Origin of the sequence: Streptomyces sp. Z423-1 (assembly GCF_013009255.1) — a bacterium.
Classification (GTDB): domain Bacteria; phylum Actinomycetota; class Actinomycetes; order Streptomycetales; family Streptomycetaceae; genus Streptomyces; species Streptomyces gossypiisoli.
The window spans coordinates 6,434,060-6,451,848 of the sequence record NZ_CP053109.1 but is presented as its reverse complement, the minus strand read 5'-3'; the positions used below and the strand labels follow the sequence as shown (position 1 = coordinate 6,451,848).

The following is a 17,789-nucleotide window of genomic DNA, read 5'->3' as shown; positions in this document are numbered from 1 at the left end:
ACCGACCGGCCCCGGGACCTGCTCAGCGGGCGAACCAGCAGCGGATCGTCGTCCCCTCCTCGCCGGTGTGCACGCGTACGAGGTCGGCGACCAGGTTCACCAGCAGCAGCCCCCGGCCCCCGCGCTGGTCCCGGGCGGCGGGGCGGCGGCCCGCCAGCGGGTCCGCCAGACGGCCCGTGTCACGGACCTCGCACACCACGTACCCGCCCTCGGCCCACACCCGCAGCACGCCCGAACCGCCGCCGTGCACCACGCTGTTGGTGCTCAGCTCGGCGGCGACCAGCGCCAGGTCCTCCAGTCGCGTACCGGCCAGCCCGAAGCGCGCCGCCTCCCGGGTGGCGGTGTGCCGGGCCGTCGGCAGCGAGTCGGCGGCGAAGGTGACGGACAGCGCGTCCGGTACGGCGGGCAGCGGCTCGTTGTAGCGGCTGACGACGCCTTCCCAGTCGTACGCCGAACTGCCCTGCTCCCGGCCGGAGGAGATGACCGTGGGATGGGTGGCGCGGGCGTCGGTGAGGACCTCCTCGTCCAGGGCCCGGACGTCGTACGGGCACAGGATGGTCACCCGGCGGTCCGCGAACGCCGCGTTGATCAGGGCCTCGTGCTGGGCGCAGGCCGGGTACTCGGTGGGGGTGCGGCCGGCCCAGACCGGCTCGCCGATGATCCGCACCCGGCGGCCGGCCGGCTGGGCGTCGGCGAACGCGCGTAGCACACCGGGAATGATCCGGCCGGGGTTGCGTCCGGCCTCGCGCATGTCCAGCAGCCGCACCGCGTCGGCGATGTCGCCGAGCCCGTCCCGGATCAGCGCCAGATTCTTGCCGGGCACGGCCACCGCCACCGGCTCCCCGGCGGCGAGGCCCTCGCGGATGAAGGGAACGGTGCCGTCGAGGTACTCGTGCTCGTCGGCGTAGAACAGCGCGGGGTGCACGAAGGACGCACTCATGACATCGCCACCTCGATCGCCGACAGATCGGGCCAGAACAACTCAAGTGTCCGGCACAGGGCGGGCGGCGGCCGGTGCACCACGATCCGCCGGCCGGCGGGCAGCCGCCGCGCGGCGTCCACCAGTACCCCGGCGCCCGCGACGTCCACGAACGTCACGGCGGCCAGCTCCAGATGGCACACGGCCCTGCCGTCCCGCACGACCTCCTCCAGTGCGCGTTCCCAGATCCCGCGGGTGGCCAGCCCCACCTCTCCGGCCGCGCGTACGCCGAACCGCTCGGCCAGCGGTGCGACGGTCAGCTCCGCCGTGCCGCCGGCCCCGGACGGAACCCGGTACTGGATGGCCACAGCTGTCTCCATACTCCTGGACACGTCGCGCCTACCCCGGCACGAACCGGTCATTCCCCGAAGCCGGGCGGCCTGGAGGGTGTAGGGCGCCGCGTCCCGGGAAGGCGCACGTTCAGCATCGGGGCGGCGGGGGGCTCCACTCCAGGACTGACTGTCCAGGATGTTCGTCGGACCACGAAGGCGGTGACATGACCTCAGTGGCACCACCCTCTCTCGCGGAGCGGTTGCACCCACTCACCATCGACTGCCGCACCGACGGCACCGGCCGGGCCGTACTGTGCGCGCGGGGCGAGGTCGTCCACGGGTGCGACGGCATCCTGGCCGAGGCGCTGGCCGAACTGCCCGCCGGTACCGGCCGGGTGGAGCTGGACATGGTCGGCGTGATCTTCATGGACACGGCTGGACTGCAGTTCCTCGACACCCTGCGCGACTACGGGCGCCGGCACCTGATCCCGGTCTCCGCCACCAACTGGCACGGCCAGCCGCGCCGCATCCTGGAGCTGATCGGCTTGGACACCACCGACCCCCTGCGCCCCGCGGACCCGAACCCCCCGGCCCTCCCGTCCCCCGCGCCCCTGCCCTCCGCCGTGTCCCTGGAACGCGCGGAACAGCTCCACGATCTGCGCGAGGAGATCGAGCACCTGCGCCGGGCCATCGCCTCCCGCCCCGTGATCGACCAGGCCCGCGGCATCCTCATGGCCACCCACGGCTGCACCTCCAACGAGGCCTGGCACATCCTGCGGGAGGCCTCCCAGCTCTCCAACACCAAGCTCCACACGGTCGCCGCGGCCATCACCTCCGGCACGGAGAACGACGGCCCGCCCCCGCCGGACGAGGTGCGCGAGGCGCTGCGCCGGGCGCTTGAGCGGCGGGGACGGTGAGAGGGCTCACATCCCGTATCCCGGCGTGCTGCCGAAGGTCCGCTCGAAGGAGTGGAAGGCGACCTCCTGCCGCCACTGGACCGTGGCCTTGGGACTGGCGGCCAGCAGACGGCGGCAGCCCGGACCGGGGTCGGAGACACCGGGCCGTTCGCCCCGGCAGGCGCCCACGAGGCGGTACCCGTCCCGCGTCGGATTGCCGCGCCACAGGCTGCCGCCCGGCAGGAAGGCGTACTCCAGGGAGGCGCGGGCCAGGTCCTTCAGGTCCGGGTACGACAGGCTGTAGGTCTCGGCGGCGTGCTGGTACTCGCGGCTGATGTCGGTGCGGCTGACGCCGGGGTCGTCGGTGGACAGCACGACCGGGACGCCGTAGCGGCGGTAGGTGGTGAAGGGGTGGTCGTCGCCGCGTACGCCGAGGATCTGGGCGTTGCTGGTGAAGGGCACCTCGACGGCGATCTCGCGGTCGGCCATGGTGCGGGCGGTGCGCTGCCAGTCGTCCTCGTGGACCAGGTCGACGCCGTGGCCGATGCGCTCGGCACCGGCGACGTCCACGGCCTGCTGGATGTGGAACGTCAGGTCCTCGGGCTTGACCAGACCGGGCCACAGCTCGCCCGCGTGCAGGGTGATGTGCGCGCGGGGGTGGACGCCACGCAGGTGGTTCAGCATGCGCATGTGCAGGCGGTAGTCGCGCAGGGCGATCTCGCCGTCCTCGGGCTGGACGAGGTTGACCGCGACGAAGCGGGAGTCCTGCTCGGCCAGGCGCATGCCGAGGGCGATCTGGGTGAAGACCCGTTCCGGCGAACTGCCGCGCGCGACCTGGGAGATGAAGCGGACGGGCAGATCGCAGGCGGGCCGCGGACGACCGGTGTCACAGCGGGCGGCGGTGCGGAACTCGGCGTCGGCGTCGTCCGCTTCCCTCCGGGCCTCGGCCACCAGCCTGTCCAGCCTGCCCCCGGCCGTCAGCTTGCCGTGCAGCTTGGCCAGGTCGCTGTCCCAGCCGACCTCGGCGGCGAGCTTCTTCGCACCGGCGGAGGCCGGGGTGACCATGGTCTCCAGATAGAACTGGTTCTGCGCGGCCACGTCGTCGGCGACCTCGGCGAGCAGCTTGCCGCGGTGCCGTTCGGTCACCGCCCCGAACTTGCCGAAGGTGGCGAAGAAGTGGTCATGGCCGTTCTGGTCCGGCGGGAAGTCGTGCATGGACCAGGCGCGGAGGATCGCCTCGTGGAAGGCGCGGTCGGTGCGGGCGTCGGCGGCGGGCCGGGTCCCCGTACCGCAGGGCGGAGCGACGGCGGTCATCGTCGCGGTCTCGACGCACAGTCCGTCTTCGGCGGCCAGCTCGATCAGATATTCGGTGGTGGCGGCGCCGGAGAGGTGGTTGTGCAGATCCGCCCCCTTGGGCAGCTGCCGGAAGAAGCCACTCAGCAGGCGGGGTCGGTGTCGGATGGCGTCCAGGTAGGCGGCCGTACCCCTCTCCAGCACGGTCAACGGCCGTGGCGGGGACGCCGCTCGGGCAGGTCCGGGCGTGAGCAGGGCGGACGACGTCAGCAGGGCCAGAGCGCCCAGTCCGGCCACCACGAGGCGCCCGGACCGGGGCGACTGGGGCAGGGAGCGCAGGATCGGAGCAGTCACGCCCGCATCATCGTCAGGGGGACGACCACTCTCGTGGGTGACTCGCGGGTGGAGCGCGGACCATGTCGACGAGTTCACCTCGTCGAGGCAGGGGCGCCCGCCCCTCATCGGCCCCTCGTACGGCGTTCCCGGCCCCCTTGAGAGATCCTGACGGGACCGCGTCAGCGGTTCAGCCGAGTTCGGTGAAGGACTCCACCGCCAGGGTCTTGCCGGTGACGATGATGACGTCGCCCTTGGCGATGACCGTCTCGGCGGTCGCGTAGGTGAAGCCCTCTCCGGGGCGCTTGATGCCGACGACGGTGACGCCGTACTTGCTGCGGACCTGGCTCCGGCCGAGCGGCATGCCGGTGGCGACTTCCGGGGCGACCGTCTTGACCAGCGCGTAGTCGTCGTCGAACTCGATGAAGTCGAGCATGCGGCCGGTCACCAGGTGGGCCACCCGCGCCCCCATCTCGTGCTCGGGCAGCACCACGTGGTGCACGCCGAGCCGTTCCAGGATCTGACCGTGCTGGCGGCTGACGGCCTTGGCCCAGATGTTGGAGACCTCCGCCTCCAGCAGGTTGGTGGCGACCAGGATCGACGCTTCGATGTCGGTGCCGATGCCCACGACGGCACTGGAGAACTCGTGCACGCCGAGCTGGCGCAGGGCCTCGGGGTCCGTGCAGTCGGCGACCGCGGCGTGGGTGAGGTCGTCGCTGAGGCGCTGCACGACGTGGGGGTCGGTGTCGACGCCCAGGACGTCCCAGCCGCGGCGCATCAGCTCGTTGGCGAGCGAGCTACCGAACCGGCCCAGGCCGATGACGGCCACCCGCTGGTCCCCGTGCAGGTCGGAGGCGTAGTGGGCGGTCAGCTGCTTGGCCCGGCGGCGGCGCAGGGCGTGCAGGAAGTTAACCAATGACGGGTCGCTCCTCGGGTAGCTGGTAGCGGCGGGTGCGCTCGCGCAGCGCAAGCGCGGAGACGAGGGTGACCGGGCCGAGTCGGCCGACGAACATGAGCAGGATGACGATCAGGCGGCCGAGTGTGGGCAGGTCCGCGGTGATGCCGGTGGACAGGCCCACCGTGCCGAAGGCGGACACCGATTCGAAGAGCACCGCCTCGAAGGGCTTGTCCACCACCACCAGCAGTGCGAGCGTCGCGGTCATCACGAATCCCACGCCGGCCAGGGCGACCGTCAGCGCCTGGCGCAGTACGTGCGGGGCCAGCCTGCGGCCCATGACACCAGAGTGCGGCTCGCCGCGCACCTCGGCCAGCATGGCCGCGCCCAGTACAGCGAAGGTGCTGACCTTGATGCCGCCCGCGGTGCCCGCGCTGCCGCCGCCGACGAACATCAGCATGCAGGTCATCAGCAGCGTGGCGTCCGTCATGGCGCCGATGTCGACGCTGTTGAACCCTGCGGTGCGGGACATGGCGGAGTGGAAGAACCCGGCGAGGATCTTGTTGTACCAGTCGAAACGGCCGAGGGTGTCGTCGTTGGCCCACTCCAGGGCGCAGGTCAGCACGGTGCCGAGGGCGAGCAGGACGGCGGTGGTGATCACCGTGAGCCGGAAGTGCAGGGACCAGCCGCGGCGGCCGGTGAGCCGTTGCCGCCTGTGGTGGCGCAGCAGTTCCAGCAGGACGGGGAAGCCGATGCCGCCGAGGATCACCGCGACCGCGACCGGCAAAGTCACCCACGGGTCCTGCGCGTAGGTGGTCAGGCTGTCGGCGTGCAGCCCGAACCCGGCGTTGTTGAACGCCGAGACGGCGTGGAAGAAGCCGAGGTACAAGGCGTCCCAGATGGACTCGTCGTAGCCGAAGCGCAGCCGCAGCGCGAGTACGGCGCCCACGGCCAGCTCCACCATCAGCGTGCAGCCCGCCACGCCGAGCAGCACCTTGCGGACGTCGCCGATGCCCAGGCTCTTGGTCTCCGCCTGCGCGGTCATCTGCATCCGCAGCCGCAGCTTGCCCGAGATCAGCAGGCCGAGCAGCGAGGCCATCGTCATGATCCCGAAGCCGCCGACCTGGAACAGGGCCAGGATCACGCCCTCGCCGAAGCCGCTCCAGTAGGTGCCGGTGTCCACGACCACCAGGCCCGTCACGCAGACCGCGGAGGTGGAGGTGAACAGCGCCGTCACGAAGTCCGTGGACGAGCCGTCCTCGCCGGCGACGGGCAGCATCAGCAGGCCGGTCCCGAGCAGGATCACCGCGCCGAAGGCCACCACCACGGTGCGCGCCGGGTGCGCCGCGAACAGCGACCGCCACCCTCGCGTCGGCCGGGCCGGGCGCGTCGCCTGCGCCGCACGTCCTGCCACTTTCCTGCCCTTTCGGCTGTCGTCACCCCGCCAAGTCATCGTCAAGGATCCGTCAGGTCCGCGCCAAGATCCCGGCGCCACACCTTAACCGAGCACCCGCACCTCGCCGGGCGTCGCCCGGGCCGGGCACGTGCGTTGAAATGGTGGAAGCAGCACCCACTGCCTCGTACGCGCCCGAGGAGGACCGGTCATGGTGGAGTGGCACCTCTTGCGCACCGCCGTCCGGCCCGTGCCCGAGCCGGTGGCGACCCCCTTCGTCTGGGCGGCGACCTTCGCCGGCTCCCTCCTCCTCGTGGCCGTACTGGGAGCCGCTGGAGGACTGTCGAGTTCCACCCTCGCTCTCGGCTCGCTCTGTGCGCTCGCCGCTCTGCTCGGCCTCCCCGCCCGCTTCCGCGCCGCCCCGGGCATCGCCCTGGTGTGCTGGCTGTTCCTCAACGCCTACGCCGTCGCACCCCACGGCGAACTCGCCTGGCAGGGCCATCCCGACGTCGCCCGGGTCCTGCTCCTGCTGACTGCCGCGCTCCTCGGCACTCTTGTCGCCCGCATCGTCAACGCACTCGGAGCACACCGACGCATCACACCGGGCGAGTGACCCCACCAGCGCCGTCGCCGGTCGGCGCCTTCAGCCGTTCCGCACATGGAGTGCGCAAAGAGGACATTCTACCGCCTGAGCCGACAGAACGTTTCTGCATGGGGGACCACTGGTGGGGCGGGTGGGACTCGAACCCACGGCCGACGGATTATGAGTCCGCTGCTCTAACCGGCTGAGCTACCGCCCCATAGCGGCGTGTCGCGCACATTTGTGCGCGCCGTCTGCCGCAGCATAGCCGCTCATACGATCTCCTGCTCCGGATGGTGGCTTCCACGGCGTCCGTGACCTTGAGGACTCCCGCGCAGCCCCGGCGGTTCCACCGGACCGGAAACCGGGACATGAAAAAGGACCCCGGCGGGGTCCTCGTTCAGGCTGCTCCCCCGACTGGACTCGAACCAGTAACCTGCCGGTTAACAGCCGGCTGCTCTGCCAATTGAGCTACGGAGGACCGAGCTCCCCCGACTGGACTCGAACCAGTAACCTGCCGGTTAACAGCCGGCTGCTCTGCCAATTGAGCTACGGAGGAATGCCTCGTTGCATCGAACGCACCTACCTGGGTATTCGCCAGAGGGCGCGCGCTCGCTGCGACACATACATTAGCGCAAGCAGGGGGGTGCTCCGCCAATCGGTTCCCCCCGGCTCCAGGCCGCGCCAGAGGACCTACGCAAGGGAAGGGTGGCCGCCATGCGTTACCGGCTCACGTTCGTCGTCGGATTCGCTCTGGGTTACGTGCTGGGCACACGAGCCGGACGCGAGCGCTACGAGCAGCTGAAGAAGACCGCGCGTCAGGTCGCGCAGAACCCCGCCGTCCGCAACACCGCCGAGACGGCCGCCATGCAGGGCCGCCGGTACGCCGGCAAGGCGTACCACACGGTCAGCGACAAGGTCGGCGACCGCGTGCCCGAGTCGGTCGCCCACCGCGTCCGCTCCCTACGCGAACGCAACATCAACGGCACCCCCGAGGACGACTGGGGCACGAGCAATACATAGACCTCACGCCCCCTACGGTCTCCACGGCGCGAGCCGGCGCTGCGCTACGGCAGAATTTGACGCATGGGGATAGTCGCCGGGCTGGACAGTTCGCCCGATTTCACTCGTATCGTCGTCTGCGACGCGGACACGGGAGCCGTACTCAGGCAGGGCTATGCCCCGCACCCGGTGGAGACCCCCGAGGGCGGCGGTCGCCCCAGCGATGTCGATCCGCAGGCCTGGCTGCTGTCCCTGGGCGAGGCGGCCGGCGGTGGGCTGCTGGAAGGTGTGCAGGCCATCGGGGTGTCCGCGCAGCAGAACGCGGTCGTGCCGCTGGACGCGCAGGGCGGCACCGTACGGCCCGCGCTGGTCGGCGGGGACAAGCGGGCGCAGGTCGCGGCGGCCGATCTGATCGACGCGCTGGGCGGGCGGGAGGCGTGGGCGCAGGCCGTGGGCTGTGTGCCGCAGGCCGCCCAGCCGGTGACCAAGCTGCGCTGGCTCGCCAGGAACGAGGCCGACAACGCGGCCCGGGTCGCCGTGCTGATGCAGGCGCACGACTGGCTGGTGTGGCAGCTGCTGGGCCGGCCCGTCAGGCGGACCACGGATCGGGGCGGCGCCTCCGGGACCGGGTACTGGTCCGCCGCCACCGGCGGCTACCGGCCCGACCTGGTCGAGCTGGCGCTCGGTCACCAGGTCATGCTGCCCGAGGTGATCGGGCCGTCCGACGCGGCCGGTACGACGCCGGAGGGGCTGTTGATCTCCGCCGGGACCGGCGAGACCATGGCCGCCGCCTTCGGTCTGGGCCTGGGCTTCGGGGACGCGGTCGTCTCCCTGGGCGCCTCCGGTTCCGTGATGGCCGTGCACCCCGAGGCGCTGCAGGACGGCACCGGGATGATCACCGCCCTGGCCGACGCCACCGGCATGCACCTGCCGGTCGTCACCACCCTCAACGCCGTGCGCACCCTGCGCGGCACCGCCGAGCTGCTCGGGCAGCCCGACCTGGAGAGCCTGTCCGACCTGGCGATGAAGTCGACGCCGGGCTCCCACGGCCTCGTACTGCTGCCGTATCTGGAGGGTGAGCGCACGCCCGCGCTGCCGCACACCGCGGGGACGCTGACGGGGCTGCGGCGGGAGTCGATGAAGGCGGAGCATCTGGCGCGGGCGGCCTTCGAGGGCATGCTCTGCGGGCTCGCGGACGCGCTGGACGTGCTGCGTGGGCGTGGGGTCGAGGTGCGGCGGGTCTTTCTGCTGGGCGCGGCCGCCGAACTGCCGGCCGTGCAGGCCTCGGCGCCCTCGCTGTTCGGGGCGCAGGTCGTCGTACCGCAGCCCGCGGACTACGCGGCGATCGGTGCCGCCCGGCAGGCGGCCTGGGCGCTCGGGGTGTCGCAGGGCACCCTCGATCCGCGGACCCCGCCGTCCTGGCAGGGGGCGTTCGCGCAGGTGCTCGAACCCGGCGAGGACCTCGCGGTGGGGCAGGCGGTGCGGCAGCAGTACGTGTCGGTGCGGGAGCAGACCCATCCAGGGGCGTTTCGGTCATAGCAGCGTGCGAACTGCTGAGTGAGCGGCACCCACGTCGGGTTAATCGGTTGAGGTAACGCGGGTGGAGTGTTCGACGATAGGGGCCAGGGGCAACCAACCCGCCCCTACCGCCGACTCCGAGAGACCAGCGTGCTCATACGACTCCTGCGGACCTACCTCCGGCCCTACCAAAGACCCATCGCTTTACTCGTGCTGCTGCAGTTCCTGCAGACCTGCGCGACCCTCTACCTGCCCACGTTGAACGCCGACATCATCGACAACGGTGTCATCAACGGTGACACCGGTTACATCCTGTCCTTCGGCGCCCTGATGATCGGCATCTCGCTGGCACAGGTGGTGTGCAACATCGGTGCCGTGTACTACGGCGCCCGCACCGCCGCCGCGCTCGGCCGGGACGTTCGGGCCGCCGTCTTCGACCGGGTGCAGTCGTTCTCCGCGCGTGAGGTCGGCCACTTCGGCGCGCCCACGCTGATCACGCGGACCACGAACGACGTCCAGCAGATCCAGATGCTGGCCCTGATGACGTTCACGCTGATGGTGTCGGCGCCGATCATGTGCGTGGGCGGCATCGTGCTGGCGCTCGGCCTGGACGTTCCGCTGTCCGGGGTACTGGTCGCCGTGGTGCCCGTGCTGGGCCTCAGTGTGACCTTGATCGTACGGCGGCTGCGGCCGCTGTTCCGGTCCATGCAGGAGCGCCTGGACACGGTGAACCGGGTGCTGCGCGAGCAGATCACCGGCAACCGGGTGATCCGCGCCTTCGTCCGGGACGAGTACGAGCAGCACCGCTTCCGGAAGGCGAACGCCGAGCTGACGGACGTGTCCCTGGGCGCCGGAAACCTGCTCGCGCTGATGTTCCCCATCGTGATGACGGTGGTGAACCTGTCGTCGATCGCGGTGGTGTGGTTCGGCGCGCACCGGATCGCCGGCGGCGGGATGCAGATCGGCGATCTCACGGCGTATCTCGCCTATCTGATGCAGATCGTGATGGCCGTGATGATGGCCACCTTCATGTTCATGATGGTGCCGCGCGCTGAGGTGTGTGCCGAGCGGATCCAGGACGTGCTGCGGACCTCGTCGAGCGTGGTCCCGCCGGTCGCTCCCGTCCGGGAGCTGCGCCGGCACGGGCATCTGGAGATCCGCGGGGCCGGGTTCCGCTTCCCGGGTGCCGAGGAGCCGGTGCTGAAGGGCATCGATCTTCTCGCGCGCCCCGGTGAGACGACCGCCGTGATCGGCTCGACCGGCAGCGGCAAGTCCACGCTGCTGGGACTGGTGCCACGGCTGTTCGACGCCACGGACGGGGAAGTGCTGGTCGACGGGGTGGACGTCCGGACGATCGACACCCAGGTGCTGGCCAGGACCGTCGGACTGGTGCCGCAGAAGCCGTACCTGTTCGCGGGCACGGTCGCCACCAACCTTCGGTACGGCAACCCGGACGCCACCGACGAGGAACTGTGGCACGCGCTTGAGGTGGCGCAGGCCAAGCCCTTCGTGGAAGGGCTGGAGGGCGGGCTGGACGCGCCGATCGCGCAAGGCGGCACCAACGTCTCCGGCGGCCAGCGGCAGCGGCTCGCCATCGCGCGGACGCTGGTGCAGCGGCCCGAGATCTACCTCTTCGACGACTCCTTCTCGGCGCTCGACTACGCGACCGACGCGGCGCTGCGGGCGGCGCTGGCCCAGGAGACCGCCGAGGCGACCGTCGTGATCGTCGCCCAGCGGGTGGCGACCATCCGGGACGCCGACCGGATCGTCGTCCTCGACGCGGGCCGGGTGGTCGGCACCGGCCGGCACCACGAGCTGATGGCGGACAACGAGACGTACCGGGAGATCGTGCTCTCCCAGCTGACGGAAGCGGAGGCTGCCTGATGGCCGGTCCCATGGGGCGGATGATGGCCGGGACCGGCCCCGACCACCGCTCGCTGGACTTCAAGGTGTCGGGCGGGCGGCTCGTCGCGCGGTTCCGGCCCGAGCGGCTGACCCTCTACGCGCTGCTGTTGTGCGTGGTGGTGAGCGTGGGGCTGTCCGTGGTCGGCCCGAAGATCCTGGGGCACGCCACCGACCTGGTGTTCGCGGGGATCGTCGGGCGGGAGCTGCCGGCCGGGCAGACCAAGGAGCAGGTCCTCGACGCCATGCGGGAGCGCGGCGACGGCGACATCGCCGACATGCTCCGCAGCACGGACTTCACGCCGGGCCAGGGCATCGACTTCGGCGCGGTGGGGAACGTACTGCTGCTCGCGCTCGTCGTGTTCGGGGTCGCCGGGCTGCTGATGGCGGTGGCGACGCGGCTGGTGAACCGGGCCGTCAACCGGACGATGTACCGGATGCGCGAGGACGTGCAGACGAAGCTGTCGCGGCTTCCGCTGTCGTACTTCGACAAGCGGCAGCGCGGTGAGGTGCTGTCCCGGGCGACGAACGACATCGACAACATCGGCCAGACGCTCCAGCAGTCGATGGGCCAGCTGATCAACTCGCTGCTCACCATCATCGGCGTGCTGGCGATGATGTTCTGGGTGTCCTGGCTGCTGGCGCTGGTCGCGCTGGTGACCGTGCCGCTGTCGCTGTATGTGGCGACGTACGTCGGCAAGCGGTCGCAGCCGCACTTCGTGCAGCAGTGGCGCACGACCGGCAAGCTGAACGCGCACATCGAGGAGATGTACACCGGGCACACGCTGGTGAAGGTGTTCGGGCGGCAGGAGGAGTCGGCGCGGCACTTCGCCGAGCAGAACGAGGCGCTGTACGAGGCGGGGTTCAAGGCGCAGTTCAACAGCGGGATCATGCAGCCGCTGATGATGTTCGTGTCGAACCTGAACTATGTGCTCGTCGCGGTGGTCGGCGGGCTGAGGGTCGCCTCCGGTTCCCTGACCATCGGGGACGTGCAGGCCTTCATCCAGTACTCGCGGCAGTTCTCGATGCCGCTGACGCAGATCGCGTCGATGGCGAACCTGGTGCAGTCCGGGGTGGCCTCCGCCGAGCGGATCTTCGAACTCCTCGACGCGGAGGAGCAGTCGGCGGATCCGGTGCCGGGGGTGCGGCCGGAGGAACTGCGCGGGCGGGTGGCGCTGGAGGGTGTGTCCTTCCGGTACGACCCGGAGAAGCCGCTCATCGAGGATCTGTCGCTGACGGTGGAGCCGGGGCAGACGGTGGCGATCGTCGGGCCGACGGGCGCCGGGAAGACCACGCTGGTCAATCTGCTGATGCGGTTCTACGAGGTGTCCGGCGGGCGGATCACGCTCGACGGGGTCGACATCGCGACGATGTCCCGCGACGAACTGCGGTCCGGGATCGGGATGGTGCTGCAGGACACCTGGCTGTTCGGGGGGACCATCGCCGAGAACATCGCGTACGGGGCCGCGCGGGAGGTCACCCGCGGGGAGATCGAGGAAGCGGCGCGGGCGGCGCACGCGGACCGGTTCGTCCGTACGCTGCCCGACGGCTACGACACCGTGATCGACGACGAGGGCACCGGGGTCAGCGCCGGTGAGAAGCAGCTCATCACCATCGCGCGGGCGTTCCTGTCCGACCCGGTGATCCTGGTGCTGGACGAGGCGACGTCTTCCGTGGACACCCGCACCGAGGTGCTGATCCAGAAGGCGATGGCCAAACTCCAGCACGGGCGGACGTCGTTCGTCATCGCCCACCGGCTGTCGACCATCCGGGACGCCGACACGATCCTCGTGATGGAGAACGGGTCGATCGTCGAACAGGGCGCGCACCCGGAGCTGCTGGCCGCGGACGGTGCCTATGCGCGGCTGTACAAGGCCCAGTTCGCGCAGGCGGTGGCTGAGGTCGACTAGGCCGGGCGGGGGCCGCCGCCGCGGCGGCGGCCCCTGGTCAGTCCAGGTAGCCCCTGAGCTGGTCCGCGAAGGCGTGGTCGCGGAGCTTGTTGAGGGTCTTGGACTCGATCTGCCGTATCCGCTCCCGCGTCACCCCGAAGATGCGGCCGATCTCCTCCAGCGTGCGGGGGCGGCCGTCCGCCAGGCCGTACCGCAGCTGTACGACTTTCCGCTCCCGCTCCCCCAGCGTCGACAGCACGGCCTCCAGGTGCTCCTTGAGCAGCAGGAACGCCGCCGACTCGACGGGCGAGGTGGCGTCGCCGTCCTCTATCAGGTCGCCGAGGGCCACGTCGTCCTCCTCGCCGACCGGGGCGTGCAGCGAGACCGGCTCCTGGGCGAGGCGCAGCACCTCGCCGACACGCTCGGGCGGGAGGTCGAGGTGGGCGCCGACCTCCTCGGGGGTCGGCTCGTAGCCGCGCTCCTGGAGCATGCGGCGCTGGACGCGGACGACGCGGTTGATGAGCTCGACGACGTGGACCGGGACGCGGATGGTGCGGGCCTGGTCGGCGAGGGCGCGGGACATGGCCTGGCGGATCCACCAGGTGGCGTACGTGGAGAACTTGTAGCCGCGGGCGTAGTCGAACTTCTCGACCGCGCGGATGAGGCCGAGGTTGCCCTCCTGGACCAGGTCGAGCATGGTCAGGCCGCGGCCGACGTACCGCTTGGCGACCGACACGACGAGCCGCAGGTTCGCCTCTATCAGCCGGCGCTTGGCCACCCGCCCCATGACGACCAGCCGGTCCAGGTCCAGGGCGAGTTGGCTGTCCAGGTCGGGGGTGTTGCTCAGCTTCTCCTCGGCGAACAGGCCGGCCTCGACGCGGCGGGCCAGTTCGACCTCCTCGGCGGCGGTGAGCAGCGGGATGCGGCCGATCTCGCGCAGGTACTGGCGGAACAGGTCCGACGAGGGGCCGCCGGTGTCGACGCGGCCGGGGACGGGCGGTTCGACGGGCTCGACCGGCTCGGGCGCTTCGACGGCGTCCGCCGGCGACTCGGTGGACGGCTCCGCCGGGGGTTCGGCCGGGGTCTCCGTCTCCGGGTGGAGCGCGACCCGGCTCTGCGGCGGCACGGCCACCAGCACGTCGGCCTCCGCGTCCGGCTCCGCGCCGTCCGTACGGCTGTCGGTCTGGATGAGGGTCTGGGTCTGCACGGGGGCGACCTCCAGGGTGATCGCTGCTGAGAGGTACGGCAGCGCTGCTCGGGGGGCGGAGTCGGCGGCCTCGCCGCTGTCCGTCCCGTACGCGATGAGCGGAACCGCGGGGGTGAAGGACCCGTGGGGGACGGATCGGCCGCGCTCCGAGGACTCAGGCACCGGAACCCAGTGTGGGGTAAGACACATCGCCGCCACGAGGGGCGTGCGGTGACTTTTTGCGGTCGGTCCGTGACGGGGCGGTTACTCAGGTCGTTTGACCCGATCGGTCCCCCGAGGAGTAGCCCTCACAACGCCGTAGCCCTCACAACGCCGCCGCGCCCCGCTCCCGCAGCGCCTGGCCGTACTGCTGCAAGACCCACAACTCGTTCTGCACCGCCGCCAGTTGCGCCGGGTCGCCGTTGGTGCCGAGGCGGGTCAGGGTGCTCTGGACGTCCTGGATGCGGCGGTCCACGGCACGGCGGCGGACCCAGACCAGTTGCTCGCCCGCGTACGCCTCGTCGACCGTGCGGCGCATGATCGCCTCGACCGCCAGTTCCGTCACCATCGCGCGGACCGTGTCGTCCGGGGCCGCCTCCCGGACCCTGATCAGGTACTCCTGCGGATCCTGTACGCCGTACTCGGCACCGCCCGCGTCCAGGATGGCCTGGCGTACGGCGGCGTAGGGCGGGGCCGTGAACTCGTCGACCCCGTAGGCGTCGAACGCCGGGGAGACCAGCTCCGGGCGCTGGAGGGCCAGCTTGAGCAGCTCGCGTTCGGTGGCGTAGACGGGGTTGCGGAGGTTCAGCGCCGGGCCGGAGTGGACGGGCGCTGCCGGGGCGTCGTACGACTGCTGCGGTCGCGTCGGCGCCGGGCCCTTGCCGCCCCGGTCGCGCGCCCAACGGGCCAGCTGTGCCACCCGCTTGACCACGAACTGCGTGTCCAGGATGCCGAGCATGCCGGCGAGCTGGACGGCGACCTCGTGCTGGGCGCCGCTGTTCTTGATGCGGGCCACGATCGGGGCCGCTTCGTCCAGCGCGGCGGCGCGGCCGGCGGGGGTGTCCAGGTCGTAGCGGCCGACGATCTGACGGAGGGCGAACTCGAAGAGCGGGGTGCGGGGTTCGACCAGGTCGGCGACCGCCTCGTCGCCCTTCACCAGGCGCAGGTCGCAGGGGTCCATACCGTCCGGCGCGACCGCGATGTACGTCTCGGCGGCGAACTTCTGGTCATCCTCGAAGGCCCGCAGCGCCGCCTTCTGACCGGCCGCGTCGCCGTCGAAGGTGAAGATGACTCGTGCGCTGCCGTTGTCCATCAGCAGGCGGCGGAGGATCTTGATGTGGTCGCCGCCGAAGGCCGTGCCGCAGGTGGCGATCGCGGTGGTCACTCCGGCCAGGTGGCAGGCCATGACGTCCGTGTAGCCCTCGACGACGACGGCCCGGCTGGTCTTGGCGATGTGCTGCTTCGCCAGGTCGATGCCGTAGAGGACCTGGGACTTCTTGTAGATCGCCGTGTCGGGGGTGTTGAGGTACTTCGGGCCGTTGTCCGCCTCGTACAGCTTGCGGGCGCCGAAGCCGACGACGTCCCCGGCGATGTCCCGGATGGGCCACATGAGCCGCCCCCGGAATCGGTCGATGGGACCCCGGCGGCCCTCCTGGGCGAGGCCGGAGAGGATCAGTTCCTTGTCGGTGAAGCCCTTGCCGCGGAGGTAGCGCGTGAGGTGGTCCCACCCTTGCGGGCTGTAGCCGACGCCGAAGTGGACGGCCGCCGACTGGTCGAAGCCGCGTTCGGCCAGGAAGACCCGGCCGGTCTCCGCCTCGGGGCCGGCGGCGAGCTGCTCGGCGTACCACTCGGCGGCGATCTTGTGGGCCTCGACCAGGCGGATCCGTTCGCCGCGCTGGTGGGCGGGGTTGTAGCCGCCCTCCTCGTAGCGCAGGGTGATGCCGGCCTGGGCGGCGAGGCGCTCGACCGCCTCCGAGAAGGAGAGGTGGTCGACCTTCATCACGAACGTGATGGTGTCGCCGCCCTCCTGGCAGCCGAAGCAGTGGAAGAGTCCCTTGCTGGGGCTGACCTGGAAGGACGGCGACTTCTCGTCGTGGAAGGGGCAGAGGCCCTTGAGGTTGCCCCCGCCCGCGTTGCGTAGCTGGAGGTACTCGGACACCACGGCGTCGATCGGGACCGCGTCCCGTACCGCCTTCACGTCCTCGTCGTTGATCCGTCCTGCCACGAGGTGATTCTACGGGGGCCCGCCGACAGTCCCGGCGGCTACGGGATGAGGTGGGCGAGTGGTACGTGCGGGTCTGCCAGGGCCTCCGAGTCCACCTGTGCCTGGGAGCGGATCAGGTTCTGGATCGGCTCTGTGACATCCCACACGTTCACGTTCATCCCGGCCAGCACCCGGCTCTCCCGCAGCCAGAACGCGATGAACTCCCGCTTTCCGGCGTCCCCGCGGATCACCACCTGGTCGTACGAGCCGGGCGGCGCCCACCCCGAGTACTCCATCCCCAGGTCGTACTGGTCGGAGAAGAAGTAGGGCACGCGGTCGTACGTCACCTGCTGCCCGAGCATGGCCTTCGCCGCCGCCGGGCCGCCGTTCAGCGCGTTCGCCCAGTGTTCGACGCGGAGGCGGGTGTCGAAGAGGGCGTGCGGGAAGGCGGCCACGTCACCGGCGGCGTAGATGTCGGGGTCCGAGGTGCGCAGATGTGCGTCGACCGCGACGCCGCCGCCGTGCGCCCGGTCCGCGATCTCCAGGCCCGCCGCCTCCGCGAGCGCCACCCGGGGCGCGGCGCCGATCGCGGCGAGGACGTCGTGGGCGGGGTGCTCCTCACCGTCGTCCGTGCGGGCGGCCAGCACCACGCCGTCCTGGCCGACGATCTCCGTCAGCCGGACCCCGAAGCGGAAGCGGACCCCGTGCTCGCGGTGCAGCTCGGCGAAGAGGGCGCCCAGCTCGGGGCCGAGCACGCCGTGCAGCGGCGTCGGCTCCGGCTCGACGACGGTGACCTCCGCGCCGTACTCCCGCGCCGCCGCCGCGACCTCCAGGCCGATCCAGCCCGCCCCGGCGATCACGATGTGCCCGTTGTCCCGGCCGAGCGAGGCCAGGACGCCCTTGAGGCGCTCGGCGTGTGCGAGGCGGCGCAGGTGGTGCACGCCGGCCAGGTCGGTGCCGGGGATGTCCAGGCGGCGGGGCTCGGCACCGGTGGCCAGCAGCAGCTTGTCGTAGCGGACGACGGTGCCGTCCTCGCCGAAGCGGACCGTCTTCGCCGTGCGGTCGATCGCGTCGACGGTCTGGCCGAGGTGCAGCTCGATGTCGTTCTGCGCGTACCAGGCGGGTTCGTGCACGAAGACGCTGTCGCGCTCCTCCTTGCCGAGCAGATAGCCCTTCGACAGGGGCGGGCGCTCGTACGGGTGGTCGCGTTCGTCGCAGATCAGTATCACCCGGCCGCTGAAGCCCTCCGCCCGCAGCGTCTCGGCCGCCTTCGCGCCGGCGAGCCCTCCTCCGACGATGACGAACGTCTGATCCGCGTCGACCACTTGATGCCTCCTCGTAAACGTGCCGCCCGGTGGGAGTTCAACGTCCCGCCATATGCGAGCGTCCCGCACGGAGCGTGATGCGGGAAGAGGGAGTGCCCCGATCAGGCCACGCAGGGTCACCTT

General features: G+C 71.0%; 14 protein-coding genes and 3 tRNA genes. 6 read left to right on the top strand and 11 right to left on the bottom strand.

All coding sequences use genetic code 11. From position 1 onward, the window contains the following. Positions 1-22: 22 nt before the first annotated feature. Both HJD23_RS28950 and HJD23_RS28945 read right to left on the bottom strand, forming a co-directional pair. Positions 23-940 carry a sensor histidine kinase gene (locus HJD23_RS28950; protein WP_171112241.1) on the bottom strand — a complete coding sequence of 306 codons (918 nt, stop codon included), beginning with the start codon at positions 938-940 and terminating at the stop codon, positions 23-25. After that, on the bottom strand, positions 937-1,287 hold the full coding sequence (locus HJD23_RS28945) for an STAS domain-containing protein (protein WP_240980841.1): 351 nt from the start codon (positions 1,285-1,287) through the stop codon (positions 937-939). The genes HJD23_RS28950 and HJD23_RS28945 overlap by 4 nt, the downstream gene beginning before the upstream one ends. A 188-nt stretch (positions 1,288-1,475) precedes the next feature. Here HJD23_RS28945 and HJD23_RS28940 point away from each other — a divergent pair, with 188 nt between their 5' ends. Continuing rightward, complete coding sequence (locus tag HJD23_RS28940) at positions 1,476-2,168, top strand: ANTAR domain-containing protein (RefSeq protein ID WP_171112243.1); 693 nt, start codon at positions 1,476-1,478, stop codon at positions 2,166-2,168. 6 nt (positions 2,169-2,174) lie between these two features. Here the strand turns inward: HJD23_RS28940 and HJD23_RS28935 are convergent, their stop codons facing one another. From HJD23_RS28935 to HJD23_RS28925, 3 genes are all read right to left on the bottom strand, one after another. Then, complete coding sequence (locus tag HJD23_RS28935) at positions 2,175-3,794, bottom strand: adenosine deaminase (protein WP_240980840.1); 1,620 nt, start codon at positions 3,792-3,794, stop codon at positions 2,175-2,177. Between the two features lie 169 nt (positions 3,795-3,963). Next, on the bottom strand, positions 3,964-4,689 hold the full coding sequence (locus HJD23_RS28930; protein WP_197973503.1) for a TrkA family potassium uptake protein: 726 nt from the start codon (positions 4,687-4,689) through the stop codon (positions 3,964-3,966). Next, a complete protein-coding gene (locus tag HJD23_RS28925; protein ID WP_240980839.1) occupies positions 4,682-6,082 on the bottom strand; it encodes a potassium transporter TrkG in 1,401 nt (466 codons plus the stop codon). Before HJD23_RS28925 ends, HJD23_RS28930 begins: the two co-directional genes overlap by 8 nt. 190 nt (positions 6,083-6,272) lie before the next feature. Between HJD23_RS28925 and HJD23_RS28920 the strand changes: the two genes are divergently transcribed. After that, positions 6,273-6,674, top strand: a complete 402-nt coding sequence (locus tag HJD23_RS28920; RefSeq protein ID WP_171112246.1) for a hypothetical protein — start codon at positions 6,273-6,275, stop codon at positions 6,672-6,674. Between the two features lie 110 nt (positions 6,675-6,784). Here HJD23_RS28920 and HJD23_RS28915 read toward each other — a convergent pair. From HJD23_RS28915 to HJD23_RS28905, 3 genes are all read right to left on the bottom strand, one after another. Further along, a tRNA-Ile gene (locus tag HJD23_RS28915) sits at positions 6,785-6,861 on the bottom strand. Between the two features lie 188 nt (positions 6,862-7,049). Further along, positions 7,050-7,122: transfer RNA gene (locus HJD23_RS28910), tRNA-Asn, on the bottom strand. A 5-nt stretch (positions 7,123-7,127) separates the two neighbouring features. Further along, positions 7,128-7,200: transfer RNA gene (locus HJD23_RS28905), tRNA-Asn, on the bottom strand. A 158-nt stretch (positions 7,201-7,358) separates the two neighbouring features. On the opposite strand from HJD23_RS28905, the gene HJD23_RS28900 reads away from it, so the two are divergent. From HJD23_RS28900 to HJD23_RS28885, 4 genes are all read left to right on the top strand, one after another. After that, positions 7,359-7,664 carry a YtxH domain-containing protein gene (locus HJD23_RS28900; RefSeq protein WP_171112247.1) on the top strand — a complete coding sequence of 102 codons (306 nt, stop codon included), beginning with the start codon at positions 7,359-7,361 and terminating at the stop codon, positions 7,662-7,664. Positions 7,665-7,727: 63 nt separating this feature from the next. Continuing rightward, entirely contained in the window at positions 7,728-9,182 is a 1,455-nt protein-coding gene (locus HJD23_RS28895) for an FGGY family carbohydrate kinase (protein ID WP_171112248.1), read from the top strand. A gap of 129 nt (positions 9,183-9,311) precedes the next feature. Beyond that, on the top strand, positions 9,312-11,045 hold the full coding sequence (locus HJD23_RS28890; protein ID WP_171112249.1) for an ABC transporter ATP-binding protein: 1,734 nt from the start codon (positions 9,312-9,314) through the stop codon (positions 11,043-11,045). Next, positions 11,045-12,973, top strand: coding sequence for an ABC transporter ATP-binding protein (locus HJD23_RS28885; RefSeq protein ID WP_171112250.1), 1,929 nt, complete (start codon positions 11,045-11,047; stop codon positions 12,971-12,973). The genes HJD23_RS28890 and HJD23_RS28885 overlap by 1 nt, the downstream gene beginning before the upstream one ends. Before the next feature lie 37 nt (positions 12,974-13,010). On the opposite strand, the gene HJD23_RS28880 is transcribed toward HJD23_RS28885, so the two are convergent. From HJD23_RS28880 to HJD23_RS28870, 3 genes are all read right to left on the bottom strand, one after another. Further along, on the bottom strand, positions 13,011-14,321 hold the full coding sequence (locus HJD23_RS28880; protein WP_171112251.1) for an RNA polymerase sigma factor: 1,311 nt from the start codon (positions 14,319-14,321) through the stop codon (positions 13,011-13,013). Between the two features lie 142 nt (positions 14,322-14,463). After that, entirely contained in the window at positions 14,464-16,362 is a 1,899-nt protein-coding gene (gene dnaG / locus HJD23_RS28875; protein WP_171112252.1) for a DNA primase, read from the bottom strand. Positions 16,363-16,400: 38 nt separating this feature from the next. Then, positions 16,401-17,666 (bottom strand): FAD-dependent oxidoreductase, encoded by a 1,266-nt coding sequence (locus HJD23_RS28870; protein ID WP_171112253.1) that lies wholly within the window; start codon positions 17,664-17,666, stop codon positions 16,401-16,403. Between the last annotated feature and the right edge of the window lie 123 nt (positions 17,667-17,789).

What these genes read in the sequence shown, in the direction of transcription:
- HJD23_RS28950 (WP_171112241.1), bottom strand. Translation starts at nt 940, where the DNA reads ATGAGTGCGTCCTTCGTGCACCCCGCGCTGTTCTACGCCGACGAGCAC.
- HJD23_RS28940 (WP_171112243.1), top strand. Translation starts at nt 1,476, where the DNA reads ATGACCTCAGTGGCACCACCCTCTCTCGCGGAGCGGTTGCACCCACTC.
- HJD23_RS28920 (WP_171112246.1), top strand. Translation starts at nt 6,273, where the DNA reads ATGGTGGAGTGGCACCTCTTGCGCACCGCCGTCCGGCCCGTGCCCGAG.
- HJD23_RS28900 (WP_171112247.1), top strand. Translation starts at nt 7,359, where the DNA reads ATGCGTTACCGGCTCACGTTCGTCGTCGGATTCGCTCTGGGTTACGTG.
- HJD23_RS28895 (WP_171112248.1), top strand. Translation starts at nt 7,728, where the DNA reads ATGGGGATAGTCGCCGGGCTGGACAGTTCGCCCGATTTCACTCGTATC.
- HJD23_RS28885 (WP_171112250.1), top strand. Translation starts at nt 11,045, where the DNA reads ATGGCCGGTCCCATGGGGCGGATGATGGCCGGGACCGGCCCCGACCAC.